The sequence below is a fragment of the Ammoniphilus soli genome (genome assembly GCF_040813775.1).
Genome location: NZ_JBEGDL010000016.1, coordinates 1 through 16,489, shown reverse-complemented (window position 1 = coordinate 16,489; position 16,489 = coordinate 1). Strand labels below are relative to the sequence as shown.

The following is a 16,489-nucleotide window of genomic DNA, read 5'->3' as shown; positions in this document are numbered from 1 at the left end:
AGATGTATCCCCAGCCTAAAGCCCCCTTGACACAGGTTTCCCCATGGCTTGAAGGATTGTTTGGATTTCCTTTCACTTTTGTGATTTTGCCTTCTTCCACTTGGACCATGAGTCCGCATCCCGTTCCGCAAAAGCTGCAAATGGTCTCTATTTCTTTAGACTGTACCACCTGTGTTACCCCCTTAGTTATTATTTTCATAATATACATAACTTTCATTTAAGTCAATATTTATATAATGTGGACGTTCTCCCCCTTAGGAATTCCATATAGAGGAGGTGAAACAAGGACAGCTTACAGCTTAAAGGGATATGTTCTCTAGGGGAACGTTAAATTGAAAAGAGAAAGGGGTCTGAAAAATGTCCGACGGACCGCAATTGAAAGAAGTCGCACGGAATGTCTCAACGCAAAATTTGTCGGGTCTAGACCGGTTTTTTAAATTAACGGAACGGAATACGAATGTCAAAACCGAATTCATTGCGGCAATAACCACGTTCATGACCATGAGCTACATCATTTTTGTCAATCCCGCCATTCTTGCCGACGCAGGAATTCCAAAGGAAGCGGCTATCGCGGCCACCATTTGGGCAAGCGTCATTGGAACAGTGTTATTCGCCTTATGGGCTAATATGCCGATCGCTGTAGCTCCAGGCATGGGCTTAAATGCTTTCTTTACGTATACGGTTGTCATCGGCCAGGGATTAAGCTGGCAAACCGCGCTCGGCGCAGTATTTATCTCCGGTGTCGTGTTCTTGATTTTAACGCTGACAGGCATCCGAAAAATGCTTGTAGAGGGTGTTCCCGAAGTCCTGCGATCAGCCATTGGTGTCGGTATCGGTCTTTTCATTGCTTTTATCGGTTTAAAGAATGCAGGAATTATTGTTCAAAGCGATGCGACCTTCGTGGCTTTAGGCCAGATTACAACAGCAGGTCCCCTTCTCGCTTTGCTTGGTTTTATTTTGGCAGCCGTCCTGCTCACCAGAAGGATAAAAGGCGCTCTTGTCATCAGCATCCTCATTACCACCATTGTCGCCATGCTCGTGGGTGCCGCCCAGACACCGACAGGATTAGGAGACATTGTATCCTTTACCTTGCCGAGCATGTCTGAAACCTTTATGCAAATGGACATCATGGCCGCCATCAGTTATGGGATCATTTCGGTGATTTTTTCCTTTACCATTGTAGAGTTGTTTGATAACCTGGCCACGCTTCTCGGATTAAGCAAAAAAGCGGGATTAATGGATAAGGACGGAAAAATCCAGCATTTGAACCGCGCCCTTACCGCTGATGCGATTGCGACCATGAGCAGTGCTGCTATGGGTTCTACCGCCATGAATGCTTATATCGAAAACGCGACTGGGATTGCAGAAGGAGGACGAACGGGGTTAAAAGCGCTGTTTGTCGCTGCTTTCTTCTTGCTCGCTCTGTTCTTTACGCCACTTGTCATGCTTATTCCGGGTTTTGCAACCGCTCCTGTCTTGGTGTTGGTCGGAGCCCTCATGCTTAATGAGATTGCCCATATCCGCTTCGACGACTATACAGATGTGATTCCAGCCTTTCTCACCATCATAATGATGCCACTGACATTCAGTATCGCTGAGGGTCTTGCTTTTGGATTTATATCTTATTCTCTGCTGAAAGTATTTACAGGCCGTGCGAAAGAGGTCAAATGGATTGTATATTTGGTGAGTGCCGCCTTTATTATTAATTTCATGTTCCACGGGTAGTGAGTGAAGTAGGGTGTCTGTTTCGGACACCCTTTTTTCAATCCTATTTGCAAGTTAATCCGCTTTGCCCAGAAACCGCAGCGCTAGCTCCTTATAAAAAGAAATCGACCGCAAATAGGCTTGGACATCGACCCATTCATTCGGCTGGTGGGCCAGCTTCTCATCTCCAGGTCCATAGATGAGGGTGGGAATTTTGCTATAAGGATTAAGGACAGAAGCATCCGTATAATAGGAAACGCCGTAGCAATCATTCTGACTCTGTCCTTTGATTTCTAGTGCGGTCTGAATAATCGATTCCTTCGGCTCCGTCCATACTGCCGCCCGATCAAGCAGCTCCCTACACTCCGCCTGAAATCCAGGCACTGTTTTTTGCCACTCCTCCAGCTTTGCGCGGATGGCGGAGACGATTTCATGATGGGATTGCGGGGGAACACTCCGGATATCCACATGGAGGAAGCACTGATCCGGAATCACATTCGTCTGAATTCCTGCTCCGATTTGCGTGACCGTCATGCTGCTTTTTCCCAAGGGAGCTTTCTCCAAACGCCAGTCAAGATTCATGGATCGGATGAACTCGATCACTCTTATCATATGCTCAATGGCATTCACTCCGAGATCAGGCATCGAGCCATGCGCGGTCTTTCCGAAAGTGATGATTTCCAGCCATAGCGCCCCCTTATGGCCAATCACCACTTTCTCATGAGTGGGTTCAGCAATCACGATGGCATCCACATCCTCCATGCCCACCGTGGCTTGATAGTCGCGTGCCCCACAGCTGTCCACCTCTTCGCCGGCAGTGGCCAGAAACACTACATCCCCGGCTAGAACCATCCCTTCCTTGTGCAGCTCTTCCATGGCCAAAAGCATGGCAGCTAGTCCACTTTTCATATCCGATGCTCCTCTGCCATACAAACGGTTGTCCACCAATCGACCAGAGTAAGGGGGATATTCCCATTCCATTTTGCCGGGAGATACGGTATCCATATGCCCACAAAAGAACAGGACTTTGTCCCCTTTTCCTTTCAACCTCACTTCATAATTGCTCCGCTTCTCATCGAGCATCCTGAACTTCCCTTTTAATCCCACCCTCTCGCCGCGTGCGGCCAATACCTTGCTGATCTCGTGTTCATTTCCGGGCGGATTGGAGCTATTGATCCGCAATAATTCCTGCAAAAAAGCCACAGGCATGAAGTAACGCCTCCCTCCGTCATGTCTTACCCCTCGCTTGGTTTATGAATCTCCACTTGATCAATAATCCCGACAATCGCTGCATCAACCGGAGCTTCTTTCTGATGTATGGCACGGGCAGCCATACTGCCGGAAACGAAAATGACCTTCTCCCCGATTCCGGCGCCGACGGTATCGACTGTTACCAGAGGCTGCCCGCTTAATCTTCCTTCCAGATCGATCGGATGGGTGATAAGAAGCTTCGTCCCTACTAAACGTTCATCTTTTCTGGTGGCAATCACTCTGCCTATAACCAAACCGATATTCATATGGCACCGTTCCCTCTCTATGAACTGACAAAAGTTCTAGTCTTTCTTTGAAAGGATCGCCCTCTCCACTTCAATATGGGGGCGGGGAATGACATGGACGGAAACGAGCTCCCCTACTCTCTTTACGGCTTCAGCTCCGGCGTCAATCGCCGCTTTCACCGCTCCCACGTCTCCTTTCACCATGACAGTAACGAGTCCATATCCGATTTTTTCAAAGCCGCAGATCTCTACATTTGCCGCCTTCACCATGGCGTCAGCCGCTTCAATCGCCCCTACTAGCCCTTTGGTTTCCACTAAGCCTAGTGCCTGCCCCATCTCGCTTCCTCCCCTATTCCGCTTATTCTTCATGAATAAGAATCAGATCCGCAATTTCCCTTAGGCTCTTTTGCTCCCGCATCGCTTTCGTCCGCATTTTCCGATAGGCTTCCTCCTCCGAAGTCCGCAAACGTTTCATAAGGACAAACTTTGCCTTTTCGATAATTCTTCGATCCTGCAACTTGGCATTCAGCTTTTGATTTTCCTTGAGCAGCTGATCTCGTTCCTTTTTGCGGGCCCAACAGACTTCCACAACACCTTTAAGCAAAAATCCCGTACAGGAAGAATCAATGACTCCGCTGCAGGAATAGAGATCAACCGCCTTAATGGTTTCTTCGGCCATCTTCTCGGTGTATAAAATGGGATAATTGAACTTAGAGGGGTACTGCTCCAAAACATATTGATCCACAATGGAGAGTTGATTTGCGAGATTTTCCGCATGATGGTCTACGACCAGATAGCCCAGCGTCTTGAGTTCCTTGCCAAGCTCTTCGTGAAAATGCCGCTCAGATAGACAAAGATTGATCTGTTTCATTCGATCGCCTCTACCCTAGTATTTATTTCTCTTTATCTTTCTTTTTCGATAATCCCTTTGTACTCCTGAAACGTATAGATCCCCGCAAACATTCCAATATCCCTCAAGCCCGATTGATGAAGGTCTTCCGATTGAGAAAAGCAGCAATCGCTTAGTACGGTTACTCTATAAGCTTGGTAAAAAGCATCGGAAGCGGTACTGCGAATCGAAACATTCGTCATTCCGCCCACTAAGATGACATCTTCAATTTTTTCCTCTCTTAAGAAAAGATCCAGGTCGGTGTAAGAAAATGCACTATGTCTCCGCTTTAGGATGTGATAGTCTTCTTCTTCCTGGCAGGCCTTAAGTTCGTCAGCCAGTTGAGCCCCCCATGTTCCCTGCAGGGCATGCAGGGGGCGCAGCAGAAATTCCGCATCGTTTTTCCTATGGGAGTCATTAACATAAATCACCTGCTGGTCCAAATCATGAAAGTACGCCACACTTTCCTTGATCTTTCCTGTCACCGCTTCGCCCTTGGGACAAAAAAGCGGACCCTCCAGATTTTTAACAAAATCATTAATCACATCGATCACAATCAACGCCTTTTTACTCATAAAATCACCACGCTATACGGTAGGTTGGTATATTAGTAATGAAGATGAGGCAGCTTTGCCAGCAATCTCTTGATCGATTTATTGCTTTCCTTTAAGACAATCGATTCATCCATCGTTTTCATGACACGGTTTTGCATGACGATCTTTCCATTGACCATGGTCGTTTCCACATCTGCCCTCGTGGCCGAGTACACGATCCGGGAAATGGTGTCAGCACCAAAGGAGGGATACATATGAAATCCGTTGAGATTCAGGATGGCCAGATCGGCCTTTTTACCGACCTCAAGGCTGCCGATTTCCTGATCAAGCCCCATCGCCTTCGCTCCCCCGATCGTTGCCATACGAAAAACCGTTTGCGCATCCATGCAGGTCGGTCCATGGTGAGGCTTTTGAATAATGGCTGCTAATCGCATTTCATTAAACATATCCAAATTGTTATTGCATGGGGCTCCGTCGGCCCCCAAGCTGACAAACGCATCCCCCTCCAGCAATCCCGGGACATCGGCAATACCGGAAGCGAGCTTGAGATTTGAACCTGGACAGTGGCTTACCTTCACCCCTCGTTCCCGGATGATACGTTTTTCCTCTTCGTTCAGCCATACGCAATGGGCTAAAATCAGCCGTTCATTGGCTAGACCCAGGTGATCCAAATAAACGACATTGCGCATCCCGCGTTCTCTTTCTACCAGTTCGATCTCCCCGCGATTCTCCGAAGCATGGGTATGGATTCTCACTTTATACTGAGCGGATAAATCTCTTACTTCTATTAAAAGCTCTTCCGTGCAAGAAACGACAAAGCGTGGACAAAACGCATACTGGATCCTTCCTTGGTCATGATTATGCCACTTCTCTAGTAAATCTACGCTAGCTTGTATCGATTCATTCGTCTTTTCTCGCAATCTTGCTGGGACTTCATCCCCCTTATCCATCATCACCTTTCCGGATAACACCCGCATGCCGCTATCAGCCATCGCTTGAAAGGCTTCATTGGCGTGATGAACCGTCTCCATATCCACGATCGATGTCGTTCCACTTTGAATCAGCTCCCCAATCCCGAGCATGGCGGAATAATAGCTGGATTCGGCATCATGAGAGGCTTCTAGCGGCCATATTCTTTTCTTTAGCCAATCCATGAGCTCCAGATCATCCGCTTGCCCGCGAAATAACGTTTGGCATAAGTGGATATGAGTCTGAATGAATCCAGGAATAACCGTGCGGTGGGTGGCATCGATGATCTGATCCGCTTGGACATCGCCCAATTCCCCGATCCCTGCAATCCGGTCGTTCTCTATTAAAATATCTCCATGCAGGATTTCTTCTTGAAGATTCATGGTGACGATCTCAGCGTTTTTAATTAATATTTTCAAATCCGTTCCCTCCTGTCTTATTACTATTAATATTCGAATGGACATGAGAAAATGAAAAAACCACCTTCAGGACTTGAAGGTGGAACTTTTCTTTATTAACGTACCAAAATCGCGTGGTCTACTTTGATGCAAGTATCCATGACCACTTTCATGCCATGCTGCTGGCAATACTCTGCCGCCTCTTCATTAACGATCCCTAGCTGAAGCCAAAACACCTTCGCCTTTCCATACTTTACAGCCTCTTCTGCGACCGGCATGATTTGCTCGCTTCTGCGGAATACATTGATGATATCTACCGGTTCTTCGATATCGGTTAAGGAAGCCACTGCCTTTTCCCCTAAGACTTCGCTCACCGCCGGGTTCACGGGGATGATTTTATATCCCTTATCCTGCATCGCTTTAGCAACCATGTAGCTTGTTCTATCCGGTTTATCGGATAAACCAACGACCGCAATCGTTTTGGCATTGACTAGAATTTCTTTCCGTTCTTCATTGCTTGGATTTTGAAATGGCATCTTAGTTCCTCCCCATTTTTTTCATCTCTTATCTTGTTCTATTTTCTTGCGGAAAATCCTTCCATGGGGGGAGCATGCCACAGAAGAATTGCGTCACTTCTTGGGTGAATTGCGTCGATTTTTATTTTATTGCATCTATTTGCAGGTTCATTGCGCCAGTTTTTCCTTTTTTGCGTCTGCAGGCATGAAAACAAAAATCGCCACCCTTACGGGTGACGATTCGTCTCCAATCACTAGCTAGCCTTGACTCGGCTTTGCTGCGGCACCTCCACACGCGCTGTGCGGCTGCCCATATTAAAGAAGATATTCAACGCGATGGCTGTGATACTACCAGCTACAATTCCATTATCGAAAAGGATGCGGATGCCAGATGGAAGCTGGGCAAAAAACTCAGGTACCACCGAGACCCCTAATCCTAATCCCACAGAGCAAGCAATAATTAATAGATTTTCGTCCTTCGAGAAATCAACGCCGCCCAACATCTTGATACCAGATGCCACAACGGTTCCGAACATAGCCACCATGGCTCCCCCTAGCACAGGGCTTGGAATGATGGTAGCTAGCGTAGCAAACTTCGGCAATAGACCCAAGACAATCAAAATGACTCCCGCTGCTACGATAACATCTCTTGTTTTTACCTTCGATAGCTGCACTAACCCAACGTTTTGAGAAAAAGTCGTATACGGAAAAGCGTTAAAAATCCCGCCCAACACAACCGCTAATCCTTCTGCACGATATCCTCTAGTTAAATCAGCAGGTTTAAGATCACGATCACAAATCTTGCCTAATGCCAAGAATACACCCGTCGATTCCACCATGCTCACAATGGCCACCAAGCTCATGGTCAGGATGGCTCCCCACTCAAAGGTCGGCATCCCAAAGTAGAACAACTGAGGCATATGGAACCAAGAAGCTTCTGCCACAGGAGAAAGATCAATTTTTCCCATTGCGTATGCAACAACCGTACCCACAACTAAGCCCAACAAGATCGATACCGCTCTAACGAATCCAGTAAAGAAACGATTAAGAATCAGGATAAAGGCCAATACGCCAAAAGCCAAAGCTAAATTATCCAGGCTGCCGAAATCAGGGCTGCCTACTCCACCTGCCATATCCTTCAAAGCCACAGGAATCAAGGTAAGTCCAATAATGGTAACAACTGAGCCTGTTACAACAGGAGGGAAGAACTTCAGCAGTTTTCCGAAAAAGCCTGCAATCAAAATAACTACAATTCCTGATGCAATAATCGATCCATAGATCGCTGGAATCCCGTACGAACCCCCAACTGCGATCATTGGCCCTACTGCCGTAAAGGTACAACCCAAAACCACCGGCAAGCCGATTCCGAAAAATCGGTTCGTCCACACTTGAAGCAGTGTAGCAATCCCACAGGTGAGCAAATCAATGGCTACCAAATAAGCAAGCTGCTCTGTCGTTAGACCCAACGCGCCACCTACGATCAAGGGTACAACTACCGCTCCCCCATACATTGCAAGCACGTGTTGAAATCCCAGTGAAAAAACTTTTGCCGGATGGTTTTTCATTGTACCAATTCCTCCTCCATAAATTCTAGTTGTCCTTTTTGCATGCTTTTAATTTGAGCAAGGGAATATACATCATATCCGGCTTCTCTTAATTTTTGGCCCCCGTTTTGGAACGCTTTTTCAATCACAATTCCAATTCCCGCTACCGTAGCTCCGGCTTGCTTCACCACCGAAGCTAATCCTAGGGCAGCTTCACCATGAGCCAAAAAGTCATCTATGACAAGAACATGATCGTCCGAAGATAAGAACCGCTTCGATACGGTAATGTCATTGCTTTCTTGTTTCGTAAAGGAGTATACTTTAGCCACGAAGATATCATCGGACATCGTAAGTGACTTTTTCTTTCTTGCAAAGACTAAGGGCACTCCTAGTTCCAATGCCGTCGTCATTCCGATCGCAATCCCGGATGACTCGATCGTCAGCACCCTGGTGATTTTCTTTCCTTCATTAAAGTACCTGGCAAACTCCTTTCCCATCTCCACCATTAAGACCGGATCGATCTGATGGTTCAGGAAGGCATCTACCTTGAGCACTTCCTCAGAAAGAGCGATTCCTTCTTTCAAGATTTTCTCTTTTAGCAATTGCATCTGTTTGTCCCTCCAACTCAAATGGCTACGATCTCCTCAAAATGCCAAAAACCCGGAACGATAGTCTTCTTCAAGTGAAAGACCATCATTCCGGGTAAAGAGTATCCCCAAAAGATCGCAATCACTCGTAGTCGGTCCATTTACGGTAGACCGGTAGAGACTTGCAGGCCGTATCCCTGCGATTATACGAGTCATTTATTCGTTTATGGACCCATTATAACGGAAGAAAATAAAAAAATAAAGTCCGAAATTAAAAAATCACGAACTTTATTTAATAAAAATCATTTATTATTCGCTTACAACCCTCTTCCAATGGCCAAAAGGGCTAACGTTCGGACCATGGCACCCGTTCCTCCTGTAGGAGAAAAATCCGTTTCCTTCTCCGCCCAAGATGTTCCTGCAATATCTAAGTGAACCCACGGTGTTTCTTCCGCAAAGGCTCCGACGAATAAACCCGCCGTTATGCTTCCCGCATATCGTCCTCCAGTATTCTTTAAGTCCGCCACTTTGCTTTTGATTTGCTCCTTGTACGGATCAAAAGCCGGCAATCTCCAAACGGGCTCTCCCGCTTCAGCTGCCGCTTCCATCACTTCTTCAACGAAATCTTCATTATTGGTTACGACACCGGTTGTACACGTACCCAAAGCAACAAGCACCGCTCCTGTGAGAGTCGCAATATCCACAATATAATCGGCTCCCAATTTCTTCGCATAAGTTACCCCATCAGCGAGAACCAATCGCCCTTCAGCATCGGTATTGAGGATCTCCACCGTTTTTCCGCTCATCGTGGTAATGACATCCCCTGGTTTGAGGGCTGTACCCGAAGGCATGTTTTCTGCACAAGGAAGGACTGCCAGTACATTCACCTCAGGCTTTAGGCGTCCGATGACCTCTAGGCAGCCAATCACCGCTGCAGCTCCCCCCATATCCCCGATCATTTCTTCCATGCCTTCCCGAGGCTTTAGGGAGATCCCCCCGGTATCAAAGCTGATGCCTTTGCCGACAAGCCCAAGCACATCCTCCCACTTTTGGCGGCCTTTATACTTGATGGCCACCAGCTTCGGCGGCTGTGCACTTCCTTGAGAAACTCCAAGCAATCCGCCCATTCCGTACTTTTCCATATCCGCTTTTTCGAGAATCTCATATTCCATTCCGTATCGCGCTGCCACTTCAACCGCCGCTTCGGCAATGCCTGCGGGTGTTAATAGATTACCGGGAGTATTGACGAGCTCCCTAGCCAGGTTCGTTCCAGAGGCCAATGCTTCCCCTGCCAAGCACCCTTGTTCTATTTCTTCCTCCTGTTCCTCGCCGCAAACGAGAGAAAGGCTGGCGATTTGACGAAACTCTTTTTGCTCGGAAGCAAACCCTTTATATCGGTAGCCCCCTAACAAGGCACCCTCGACAAACGCTTGCGCAGCCTCTTGTGCACTAAGCCCGTCCGCCATTAAACTATTTAATGCAACATTTATATGCTTCACCTCACTTTTCAATGCGGTTCTGACCGCACGGGCCGCCACCTCGCGCAACGTTTCATACGTTGCATGCTGTCCCATACCTATAAATAGAATTCGCTTGCACTTTAACTTTCCGAAGGTAAAGTGGATGAAGGTTTCTTTCTTTTTACCCGACAAGTCCCCTTCAGCCAAAAGAGTTGCTAATTGCCCATCCAGCGATTGATCCAACTCAACCAACATTCCCGTGGGCTGCTTTAAATCTTGTTTCAGACCAACAACAAGGCAATCTGCCTGTACCTCATTCAGCGGTTTTGCTAATACACTTACCTGCATCCTGACCACCTCCATAAACATCTAAAAGCCAAACTCCTACTATATTACCAATTGTTGATAACCATATACAACAATGGATACAATGAGAGACAAACACTGCGATATTGCCCTTTATAAACAGGCCAAAGTATATTACCATGGTAGTATGGATCGGAAATAGAAAGGAAGGACCTCATGTCATTATTGCAAAACTATCCTTTATGGGCTTCCCTTACTGGGATTTGCCTAGCCCAGGCTATCAAGATTCCCTTGCACTTTTTCACCCATGGGACTTGGAAGTGGGGTTTACTGTTCAGCACAGGAGGAATGCCTAGCTCCCACTCCGCCGCAGTAACTGGACTTGCCACTGCCGTGGGGATGACTGAAGGATTTGGATCCAGCCTTTTTGCCATTGCTGCTATTTTTGCTGTCATAACCATGTTTGATGCGGCTGGCGTACGCCGTCACGCTGGTCAGCATGCTGCGCTTCTCAACATACTGTGGGCGGAATTTCATGCCATCAAAGAAGAACTTAAGCTGCTGCGTGAAGGAGCGCAACAGGTGAAGCAGGAAAAACTCAAAGAGCTTCTTGGACATCAGCCGATTGAAGTTCTCATCGGAGGATCTCTGGGGATTCTCATTGCACTTGGACTCGGCTTTGTATTCGAATTTCAATAAACATAAAAATGAGGGCAAGTATAACTTGCCCCTCCATGTCAGTTGACTTGAACATTTGCCTGCACCACTTTTTTCGAGTTCAGCTCTTGGATCATGGCGTCGGTAACAACTCCCTCGCCGCGCTGAACGACATAGACATCGAGGTTCTTTTTCCCCCACTGACTATAAACATCCTCTTTTGTATCAAAAAACAAATCTATTTTATTCCCTTTGATAGCTGACCCGATATCCGCTACAACTCCATACCCATATCCAGGGATATACAGGATCGTGCCTAATGGAAAGACATTTAAATCTGCAGCTATAGTTGAATATTCATCTCGGATAACTTTAGCACCGGAATATGTAATGCCATATTGGGGATGTCCAACTTCTTTCCCTGTCGACTCTATCCCGGCCGTATAGCCCGTCGCCACGACGTGGTACTTTTGAAGATGGCCCAAGAAGTCATGCGAGCTCTCTATCCCTTGTTGCGGTTTAGACACAGCCTCTGGTCCCTTCTCTATGCTTTGGATCTGAGGGCGCTCTGTCTCCTGCAAAGGAACGGGCTTTTCACTTAATAGAAACGATGCGGCAATAACAAATAACGCCGTTGTTATTATATAAGTTGTGTGTACGATTTTCACTTTTCATTTCACCTTCTTATTTGATTCCTCTCCGTATTCACAATTTCCCCAGAAAAAAAGAGAAATATACAGATTTAAGAGGAATTGGATAAAAAGGCACAAAAAAAGACGCCTCATCAGCGTCCTTTAGAACATTCGGTATCCCTTTGCTCTCAAAAAGCGAATCGTTACCCCACTAAGGACAGCACCAGCTAATCCGGAAGTTAGGATAATATAGTCAACAGGGAGCAATTTTCCCATACTTATTAATAGGTAAACCAATAGCAAGGCGTACATCACTAATGGCAGCCAAGTCGTCTTGATCAGCATATTCAGGATAAAGCCAATCCCAAAGGCTAAAACAAGAAATAGAGGAACCGAAATAATCAATTGAGCAATATTCACGCACGACACCTCCTTGCAGCTTTCATTCCTCAGTTTACTGGAATCGAAAGGCTTGGTCAACTCCAAAAGAAAAACGAGCAACCCCTCTCTTGAGGAAGTCGCTCGCTCGATTGCTACTCTTCATCTTGTTGCTCTATAAAATCCTGAGTGAGGCGGTCCCTCTCCTTGCTTCCTTCCTTTAGCCGCTCAATCGCCGGAAGAATTAAGGTATCCACTTCTCTCTGGACAGTATAGGCCAGGTCATAGCGATTCTGAGTTTCTAAAAACTTGCCCACTTCGAACAGGTTTTCATATCGTTCAAGCTCTTCTTTCGTCATCTTGGAACGAACCTGAATACTGGCATGGCGCATGGGTTAACCACCTAGAACTTAGATTTCTTCAATACCAGACCTACGCCGCCAAGCATATACAGATAGCGGTGATCGATCACTTTTTTCATGAGAGCTGCTGTATTTCCAAAGATCTTCTTGTTTCCAACAATCCCAATCGCTTCGCCCTTGCCAAGAGATGCTACCGTACCTTTGAGGTCTGGTACAAACTTCTTCATTTCTCCGCCGCCGCGAAGCAACGTGACTAAGTTGGCAGCCAATGTTTCTCCCTGCTGGATCGCGATTTGCGCTGTTGGCGGATATGGGCGTCCATTTTCTTCATTAAAGATCAACGCGCCGTCACCCACTACGAATACATTATCATGTCCTGGCGCATGAAGGAAATCATCCACCTTGACTCTTCCGCGCATAACTTCAAAGCCGGATTTTTCAATGATGGAATTTCCGCGAACTCCACCTGTCCAAACGATGGTACCCGCCTTGATTTCTTCCCCATCCGCTAAGATAACGCCATCTGGATTACATTCCTTAATTGGCGTATTAATCTTGAAGGTAACTCCCTTTTCACGCAATACATTCATAGCGTACTCAACTAATTCCGGGTCAAAGCCAGGAAGGGCAGTTGGAGCGGCTTCGATGTTGTAGATCTTAACCAAGCTAGGGTCTACGTCAAATTCGCTGCACAATTCAGGGATGCGGTCCGATAACTCCCCAACGAACTCGATTCCAGTGAAACCAGCGCCACCCACGATAAAGGTCAAGTAATCTGTGCGCTCAGGCTCATTGCGGAACTTGGAGAACATATATTCAATGTGTTCCTTAATCATTCTTACACTGTTAATGCTGCGAATGCTGAAGGCATGCTCTTTCAATCCCTGGATTCCGAAAGTTTCAGGCTCGCTTCCGAGTCCGATAACCAAATAATCATAATCTAAGGTACTGCCATCCGCTAGGGTCACTTTTCTTTCTGCATGTTGAATGCTCTCAACAGTACCCTGAACAAAGTTCACCTTATTCTTGTCAATTACCGTATCAATTTCGATGCGGCAGTTATCATGATGAAGCGTTCCAGCCGCCGGCTCATGAAGCCAGGTGGTAAGATAGTGATAGTTATGCTTGTTAACTAATGTTACTTCTGCTTCATTGTAGTTCAATAGCTTCTGCAATCGAACTGCTGTCATAATTCCGCCGTACCCTGCACCTAAAATAACAATCTTCGTACTCAATGCCATCACATCCATTTATCATGATAATTTTACTTTGTGCTCCTGCTCCTGTCTGAATGTATCTGTCTATATGAAGTTCGACAGGTGAAGGAAACTTGTAGCTTTTTTCACTTATTTTCTCCTGCAGATAAGGGCTAACTCCTGGCAGGTTTTACCTAATCTGCATAGCCTATCTTCTATTGAGAATTTTTTCACAATCTATTCACATTTCTATTGTAAAATGGAAATGAAAATTTGACAAGTGAATTTTTGCACAAAGCTCGTGAATTTCTATACAAAATTTTAAGATTAACAATAGGACCATGTCAATATAAAATAATTCGCTTTTGCTTATTTTTTTCGAATTTATCTTTCCTTAAATGGAACTCGCAGGTATAATAAGGTAAGTTTATTTCCCTTATGGGCCTCATAGTTGGAAGCTTGTTTTTGAAATATAGAACATGTTTCGCAGGAGAACAGTATCAAGTGGAGGTGCCTTAATAGTGAGTCTTTATCGTGATGAGAAAGTGTACGACCTTACCATCGTCGGTGGCGGACCTGCTGGCTTGTTTACCGCTTTTTATGGCGGGATGCGTCAATGCAGCGTCAAAATTATTGAGAGCATGCCTCAATTAGGCGGACAGCTTTCCGCTCTTTACCCTGAGAAGTTTATTTACGATGTAGCCGGATTCCCGAAAGTACGGGCACAGGAACTAGTAGATGCACTAAAAGAGCAAGCCATGCAATTTGAAACTACCCTCTCCTTAGAAGAACGCGTTCAGAATGTAGAAAAACAAGAAGACAAATTCGAAATCACAACCGATAAGGGCGTCCATTTTTCCAAGGCTATTATCATTACGGCGGGCGTTGGCGCCTTTGAACCAAGGCGCTTAGAACATGAAAAGGCACCTCAGTTTGAAGGAAAAAACCTTCACTACTTCGTAAACGATTTAAATATGTTTGCTGGACAACGCGTGGCTGTTTTTGGCGGAGGGGACTCTGCTGTAGACTGGGCATTGATGCTTGAACCGATCGCCAAACACGTTCATCTCATCCATCGTCGAGATAAGTTCCGCGCCCATGAGCACAGTGTAGAAAATCTCATGAACTCCGAGGTCAATGTACTGACTCCTTTTGAGCTGACAGACCTCGTGGGAACTGATGCCGTTGAGCAAGTTGCTATCCAAAACAGCAAAACGAAAGAAAATAAAGTGCTTGACGTGGATGCTGTCATCGTTAACTTTGGCTTCATCTCTTCTTTAGGACCGATCAAGAATTGGGGACTCGAATTCGAAAAGGGCAGCATCGTTGTCAATTCTAAGATGGAGACCAACATTCCCGGAATCTATGCTGCCGGTGATATTGCCACTTACCCAGGAAAGGTGAAACTGATTGCCGTAGGATTCGGTGAGGCCCCAACAGCGGTCAATAACGCCAAGTCCTACATTGATCCGGAAGCGAAAGTTCAACCGGGCCACAGCAGTTCCATGCACATGTAAACTGACAAAAAGGGCTGACCCATTTGCCATGCGGGTTAGCCTTTTATTTTTAAATATGTACATATTGAGTCGCCCAATGAGACAAAGTAAAGGAAAAAGTCATTATTGGAGGGTTGACCTCATGACAAGAAGTACCGCCAATATCCTCTACATTGCGTTTCTCGTCCTTATGACCCTGGTATTGCCTGCTCTCCTCCTCTGGGGGACTAGTGCTTCCATAGAAGGCATCATTGCTGCTGTTCTATCCTTTGGCACCATGGCAGCTTACGTTGTCTATACGTTGATCTTAGGGAACAGAAATTCATAAAAAGAACGCTAAAAAAGCCTGTCGTAAACTGACAGGCTTTTGCTATTTCGATTACTTAACGAACTATTCACACTTCTCCGGAGTACCCTCTTCTGTAGCGGTTTTATAGCTGGTTCCGCAGCCGCAAGTCGCGATGGCGTTAGGGTTATCAATGGTAAATTATCGATATCCGTTTAAGTTCGATAAATTCAGGTATATTGGACATACTAAGCATTAATGAAGATTGTATAGTACCTCGACATTGGCGTATTACCATATACTTGAATTAATATTTATTAATTTCATTATAATATGTCACCGGACAAGAAAGCAAACAAAAAAGAGACATTAGCCACACAGACTAATGTCCCAAACTCTCACCCTAAACTAAAAGTTAGTTTAGTTATTAATTAGACGTATAAGAAGTAACAAAGGTTTCATATTTACCAATATTCCAATACTTACCTAAACCACTATTGGCTGAAAAGTGTTACAATGGTTACATCTTCCTCAATTGAGGGTTGAGCGGTTATTCTTACAAAACGTTCCAAATGAGCGTTTATTTTTTGCTATTCTACACCTATCCCCATCTTAAACCTCATATATTCATCTTTCACTTCCTCCTGGAAAGCATCCATGATCTTCAACGCTTCATCAGGTCTTAACTCGTCTATTTTCGTGAAGTAATGATACATATCTTTGTAGACCGCTCCCCAGTTGGCTAGATCAATATCCTCTTCCTTGAGTCTATCCATATACAACCTTACCCATTTACCTGTATTCGCGGGCATCATATACATTCCCCCATACTGTTTTATATTTCCAGTATAAAGGTTGTAGGGTTGGGGAATTGTGTCAATTCGGTTAAATGGAATAATATTTGAGCTATTGGTGAATATAAGCTTAAGCACCTAGTCTTTCATCATGTTAAACTACTCGAAATCCCCCTGATTGTTTAGGGGGATTTTGGCTTTAAAAAAGTTAGTTTTGGTTAGAAAAATAAAAAGCCCCATCGCTGGAGCTCTGTTGATAATAGGTT

Annotated in this window: 20 protein-coding genes, 2 pseudogenes and 1 riboswitch; of the genes and pseudogenes, 4 read left to right on the top strand and 18 right to left on the bottom strand. The window is 45.6% G+C overall.

From position 1 onward, the window contains the following. Positions 1–7: 7 nt before the first annotated feature. Positions 8–199: pseudogene (locus ABLT31_RS24535) on the bottom strand (hypothetical protein); the annotation flags it as partial. Positions 200–357: 158 nt separating this feature from the next. Between ABLT31_RS24535 and ABLT31_RS24530 the strand changes: the two are divergent. Beyond that, positions 358–1,725: an NCS2 family permease gene (locus ABLT31_RS24530; protein WP_367756719.1), complete on the top strand. Its 1,368-nt coding sequence runs from the start codon at positions 358–360 to the stop codon at positions 1,723–1,725. Between the two features lie 54 nt (positions 1,726–1,779). Here ABLT31_RS24530 and ABLT31_RS24525 read toward each other — a convergent pair whose 3' ends face one another. The 11 genes from ABLT31_RS24525 to ABLT31_RS24475 form a co-directional block, all read right to left on the bottom strand. Then, a complete protein-coding gene (locus tag ABLT31_RS24525; protein WP_367756717.1) occupies positions 1,780–2,913 on the bottom strand; it encodes a M20 family metallopeptidase in 1,134 nt (377 codons plus the stop codon). 26 nt (positions 2,914–2,939) lie between these two features. Further along, entirely contained in the window at positions 2,940–3,221 is a 282-nt protein-coding gene (locus tag ABLT31_RS24520; RefSeq protein ID WP_367756715.1) for a EutN/CcmL family microcompartment protein, read from the bottom strand. A gap of 36 nt (positions 3,222–3,257) precedes the next feature. Beyond that, complete coding sequence (locus ABLT31_RS24515; RefSeq protein ID WP_367756713.1) at positions 3,258–3,536, bottom strand: BMC domain-containing protein; 279 nt, start codon at positions 3,534–3,536, stop codon at positions 3,258–3,260. A gap of 22 nt (positions 3,537–3,558) precedes the next feature. Continuing rightward, positions 3,559–4,071: an ANTAR domain-containing response regulator gene (locus tag ABLT31_RS24510; RefSeq protein ID WP_367756711.1), complete on the bottom strand. Its 513-nt coding sequence runs from the start codon at positions 4,069–4,071 to the stop codon at positions 3,559–3,561. Between the two features lie 32 nt (positions 4,072–4,103). Continuing rightward, positions 4,104–4,664 (bottom strand): cysteine hydrolase family protein, encoded by a 561-nt coding sequence (locus tag ABLT31_RS24505; RefSeq protein WP_367756709.1) that lies wholly within the window; start codon positions 4,662–4,664, stop codon positions 4,104–4,106. 32 nt (positions 4,665–4,696) lie between these two features. Further along, positions 4,697–6,076, bottom strand: coding sequence for a 5'-deoxyadenosine deaminase (locus ABLT31_RS24500; RefSeq protein ID WP_462976533.1), 1,380 nt, complete (start codon positions 6,074–6,076; stop codon positions 4,697–4,699). Between the two features lie 50 nt (positions 6,077–6,126). Further along, positions 6,127–6,546 (bottom strand): CoA-binding protein, encoded by a 420-nt coding sequence (locus ABLT31_RS24495; protein ID WP_367756705.1) that lies wholly within the window; start codon positions 6,544–6,546, stop codon positions 6,127–6,129. Positions 6,547–6,779: 233 nt separating this feature from the next. After that, positions 6,780–8,090, bottom strand: coding sequence for a nucleobase:cation symporter-2 family protein (locus ABLT31_RS24490; RefSeq protein ID WP_367756703.1), 1,311 nt, complete (start codon positions 8,088–8,090; stop codon positions 6,780–6,782). Continuing rightward, positions 8,087–8,677 carry a xanthine phosphoribosyltransferase gene (locus tag ABLT31_RS24485; RefSeq protein ID WP_367756701.1) on the bottom strand — a complete coding sequence of 197 codons (591 nt, stop codon included), beginning with the start codon at positions 8,675–8,677 and terminating at the stop codon, positions 8,087–8,089. Before ABLT31_RS24485 ends, ABLT31_RS24490 begins: the two co-directional genes overlap by 4 nt. Before the next feature lie 17 nt (positions 8,678–8,694). After that, complete coding sequence (locus ABLT31_RS24480) at positions 8,695–8,817, bottom strand: hypothetical protein (RefSeq protein WP_367756699.1); 123 nt, start codon at positions 8,815–8,817, stop codon at positions 8,695–8,697. Further along, positions 8,786–8,887: riboswitch (purine riboswitch) on the bottom strand. It overlaps the preceding gene by 32 nt. A gap of 86 nt (positions 8,888–8,973) precedes the next feature. Beyond that, complete coding sequence (locus tag ABLT31_RS24475; protein ID WP_367756697.1) at positions 8,974–10,464, bottom strand: leucyl aminopeptidase; 1,491 nt, start codon at positions 10,462–10,464, stop codon at positions 8,974–8,976. Between the two features lie 174 nt (positions 10,465–10,638). On the opposite strand from ABLT31_RS24475, the gene ABLT31_RS24470 reads away from it, so the two are divergent. Further along, positions 10,639–11,121: a divergent PAP2 family protein gene (locus ABLT31_RS24470; RefSeq protein ID WP_367756695.1), complete on the top strand. Its 483-nt coding sequence runs from the start codon at positions 10,639–10,641 to the stop codon at positions 11,119–11,121. A 38-nt stretch (positions 11,122–11,159) separates the two neighbouring features. Here the strand turns inward: ABLT31_RS24470 and ABLT31_RS24465 are convergent, their stop codons facing one another. From ABLT31_RS24465 to ABLT31_RS24450, 4 genes are all read right to left on the bottom strand, one after another. Further along, positions 11,160–11,747: a 3D domain-containing protein gene (locus ABLT31_RS24465; RefSeq protein WP_367756693.1), complete on the bottom strand. Its 588-nt coding sequence runs from the start codon at positions 11,745–11,747 to the stop codon at positions 11,160–11,162. 126 nt (positions 11,748–11,873) lie between these two features. After that, on the bottom strand, positions 11,874–12,131 hold the full coding sequence (locus ABLT31_RS24460) for a YuiB family protein (protein WP_367756692.1): 258 nt from the start codon (positions 12,129–12,131) through the stop codon (positions 11,874–11,876). Between the two features lie 113 nt (positions 12,132–12,244). Further along, on the bottom strand, positions 12,245–12,481 hold the full coding sequence (locus ABLT31_RS24455; protein WP_367756690.1) for a hypothetical protein: 237 nt from the start codon (positions 12,479–12,481) through the stop codon (positions 12,245–12,247). A gap of 11 nt (positions 12,482–12,492) precedes the next feature. Next, a complete protein-coding gene (locus ABLT31_RS24450) occupies positions 12,493–13,692 on the bottom strand; it encodes an NAD(P)/FAD-dependent oxidoreductase (RefSeq protein ID WP_462976532.1) in 1,200 nt (399 codons plus the stop codon). Positions 13,693–14,126: 434 nt separating this feature from the next. On the opposite strand from ABLT31_RS24450, the gene ABLT31_RS24445 reads away from it, so the two are divergent. Both ABLT31_RS24445 and ABLT31_RS24440 read left to right on the top strand, forming a co-directional pair. Next, positions 14,127–15,164 carry an NAD(P)/FAD-dependent oxidoreductase gene (locus ABLT31_RS24445; protein WP_367756685.1) on the top strand — a complete coding sequence of 346 codons (1,038 nt, stop codon included), beginning with the start codon at positions 14,127–14,129 and terminating at the stop codon, positions 15,162–15,164. A 121-nt stretch (positions 15,165–15,285) separates the two neighbouring features. Further along, positions 15,286–15,471, top strand: coding sequence for a hypothetical protein (locus tag ABLT31_RS24440; RefSeq protein WP_367756682.1), 186 nt, complete (start codon positions 15,286–15,288; stop codon positions 15,469–15,471). Between the two features lie 63 nt (positions 15,472–15,534). Here ABLT31_RS24440 and ABLT31_RS24435 read toward each other — a convergent pair. Further along, positions 15,535–15,630, bottom strand: a pseudogene (locus ABLT31_RS24435) (iron-sulfur cluster assembly accessory protein); the annotation flags it as partial. Between the two features lie 389 nt (positions 15,631–16,019). Further along, the gene (locus ABLT31_RS24430) at positions 16,020–16,244 is read right to left on the bottom strand and encodes a hypothetical protein (RefSeq protein WP_367756680.1); all 225 of its coding nucleotides are present in this window, start codon (positions 16,242–16,244) and stop codon (positions 16,020–16,022) included. Positions 16,245–16,489: the final 245 nt, after the last annotated feature.

What these genes read in the sequence shown, in the direction of transcription:
- ABLT31_RS24530 (WP_367756719.1), top strand. Translation starts at nt 358, where the DNA reads ATGTCCGACGGACCGCAATTGAAAGAAGTCGCACGGAATGTCTCAACG.
- ABLT31_RS24525 (WP_367756717.1), bottom strand. Translation starts at nt 2,913, where the DNA reads ATGCCTGTGGCTTTTTTGCAGGAATTATTGCGGATCAATAGCTCCAAT.
- ABLT31_RS24520 (WP_367756715.1), bottom strand. Translation starts at nt 3,221, where the DNA reads ATGAATATCGGTTTGGTTATAGGCAGAGTGATTGCCACCAGAAAAGAT.
- ABLT31_RS24515 (WP_367756713.1), bottom strand. Translation starts at nt 3,536, where the DNA reads ATGGGGCAGGCACTAGGCTTAGTGGAAACCAAAGGGCTAGTAGGGGCG.
- ABLT31_RS24510 (WP_367756711.1), bottom strand. Translation starts at nt 4,071, where the DNA reads ATGAAACAGATCAATCTTTGTCTATCTGAGCGGCATTTTCACGAAGAG.
- ABLT31_RS24505 (WP_367756709.1), bottom strand. Translation starts at nt 4,664, where the DNA reads ATGAGTAAAAAGGCGTTGATTGTGATCGATGTGATTAATGATTTTGTT.
- ABLT31_RS24500 (WP_462976533.1), bottom strand. Translation starts at nt 6,076, where the DNA reads ATGTCCATTCGAATATTAATAGTAATAAGACAGGAGGGAACGGATTTG.
- ABLT31_RS24495 (WP_367756705.1), bottom strand. Translation starts at nt 6,546, where the DNA reads ATGCCATTTCAAAATCCAAGCAATGAAGAACGGAAAGAAATTCTAGTC.
- ABLT31_RS24490 (WP_367756703.1), bottom strand. Translation starts at nt 8,090, where the DNA reads ATGAAAAACCATCCGGCAAAAGTTTTTTCACTGGGATTTCAACACGTG.
- ABLT31_RS24485 (WP_367756701.1), bottom strand. Translation starts at nt 8,677, where the DNA reads ATGCAATTGCTAAAAGAGAAAATCTTGAAAGAAGGAATCGCTCTTTCT.
- ABLT31_RS24480 (WP_367756699.1), bottom strand. Translation starts at nt 8,817, where the DNA reads ATGGACCGACTACGAGTGATTGCGATCTTTTGGGGATACTCTTTACCC.
- ABLT31_RS24475 (WP_367756697.1), bottom strand. Translation starts at nt 10,464, where the DNA reads ATGCAGGTAAGTGTATTAGCAAAACCGCTGAATGAGGTACAGGCAGAT.
- ABLT31_RS24470 (WP_367756695.1), top strand. Translation starts at nt 10,639, where the DNA reads ATGTCATTATTGCAAAACTATCCTTTATGGGCTTCCCTTACTGGGATT.
- ABLT31_RS24455 (WP_367756690.1), bottom strand. Translation starts at nt 12,481, where the DNA reads ATGCGCCATGCCAGTATTCAGGTTCGTTCCAAGATGACGAAAGAAGAG.
- ABLT31_RS24450 (WP_462976532.1), bottom strand. Translation starts at nt 13,692, where the DNA reads ATGGCATTGAGTACGAAGATTGTTATTTTAGGTGCAGGGTACGGCGGA.
- ABLT31_RS24445 (WP_367756685.1), top strand. Translation starts at nt 14,127, where the DNA reads ATGTTTCGCAGGAGAACAGTATCAAGTGGAGGTGCCTTAATAGTGAGT.
- ABLT31_RS24440 (WP_367756682.1), top strand. Translation starts at nt 15,286, where the DNA reads ATGACAAGAAGTACCGCCAATATCCTCTACATTGCGTTTCTCGTCCTT.
- ABLT31_RS24430 (WP_367756680.1), bottom strand. Translation starts at nt 16,244, where the DNA reads ATGATGCCCGCGAATACAGGTAAATGGGTAAGGTTGTATATGGATAGA.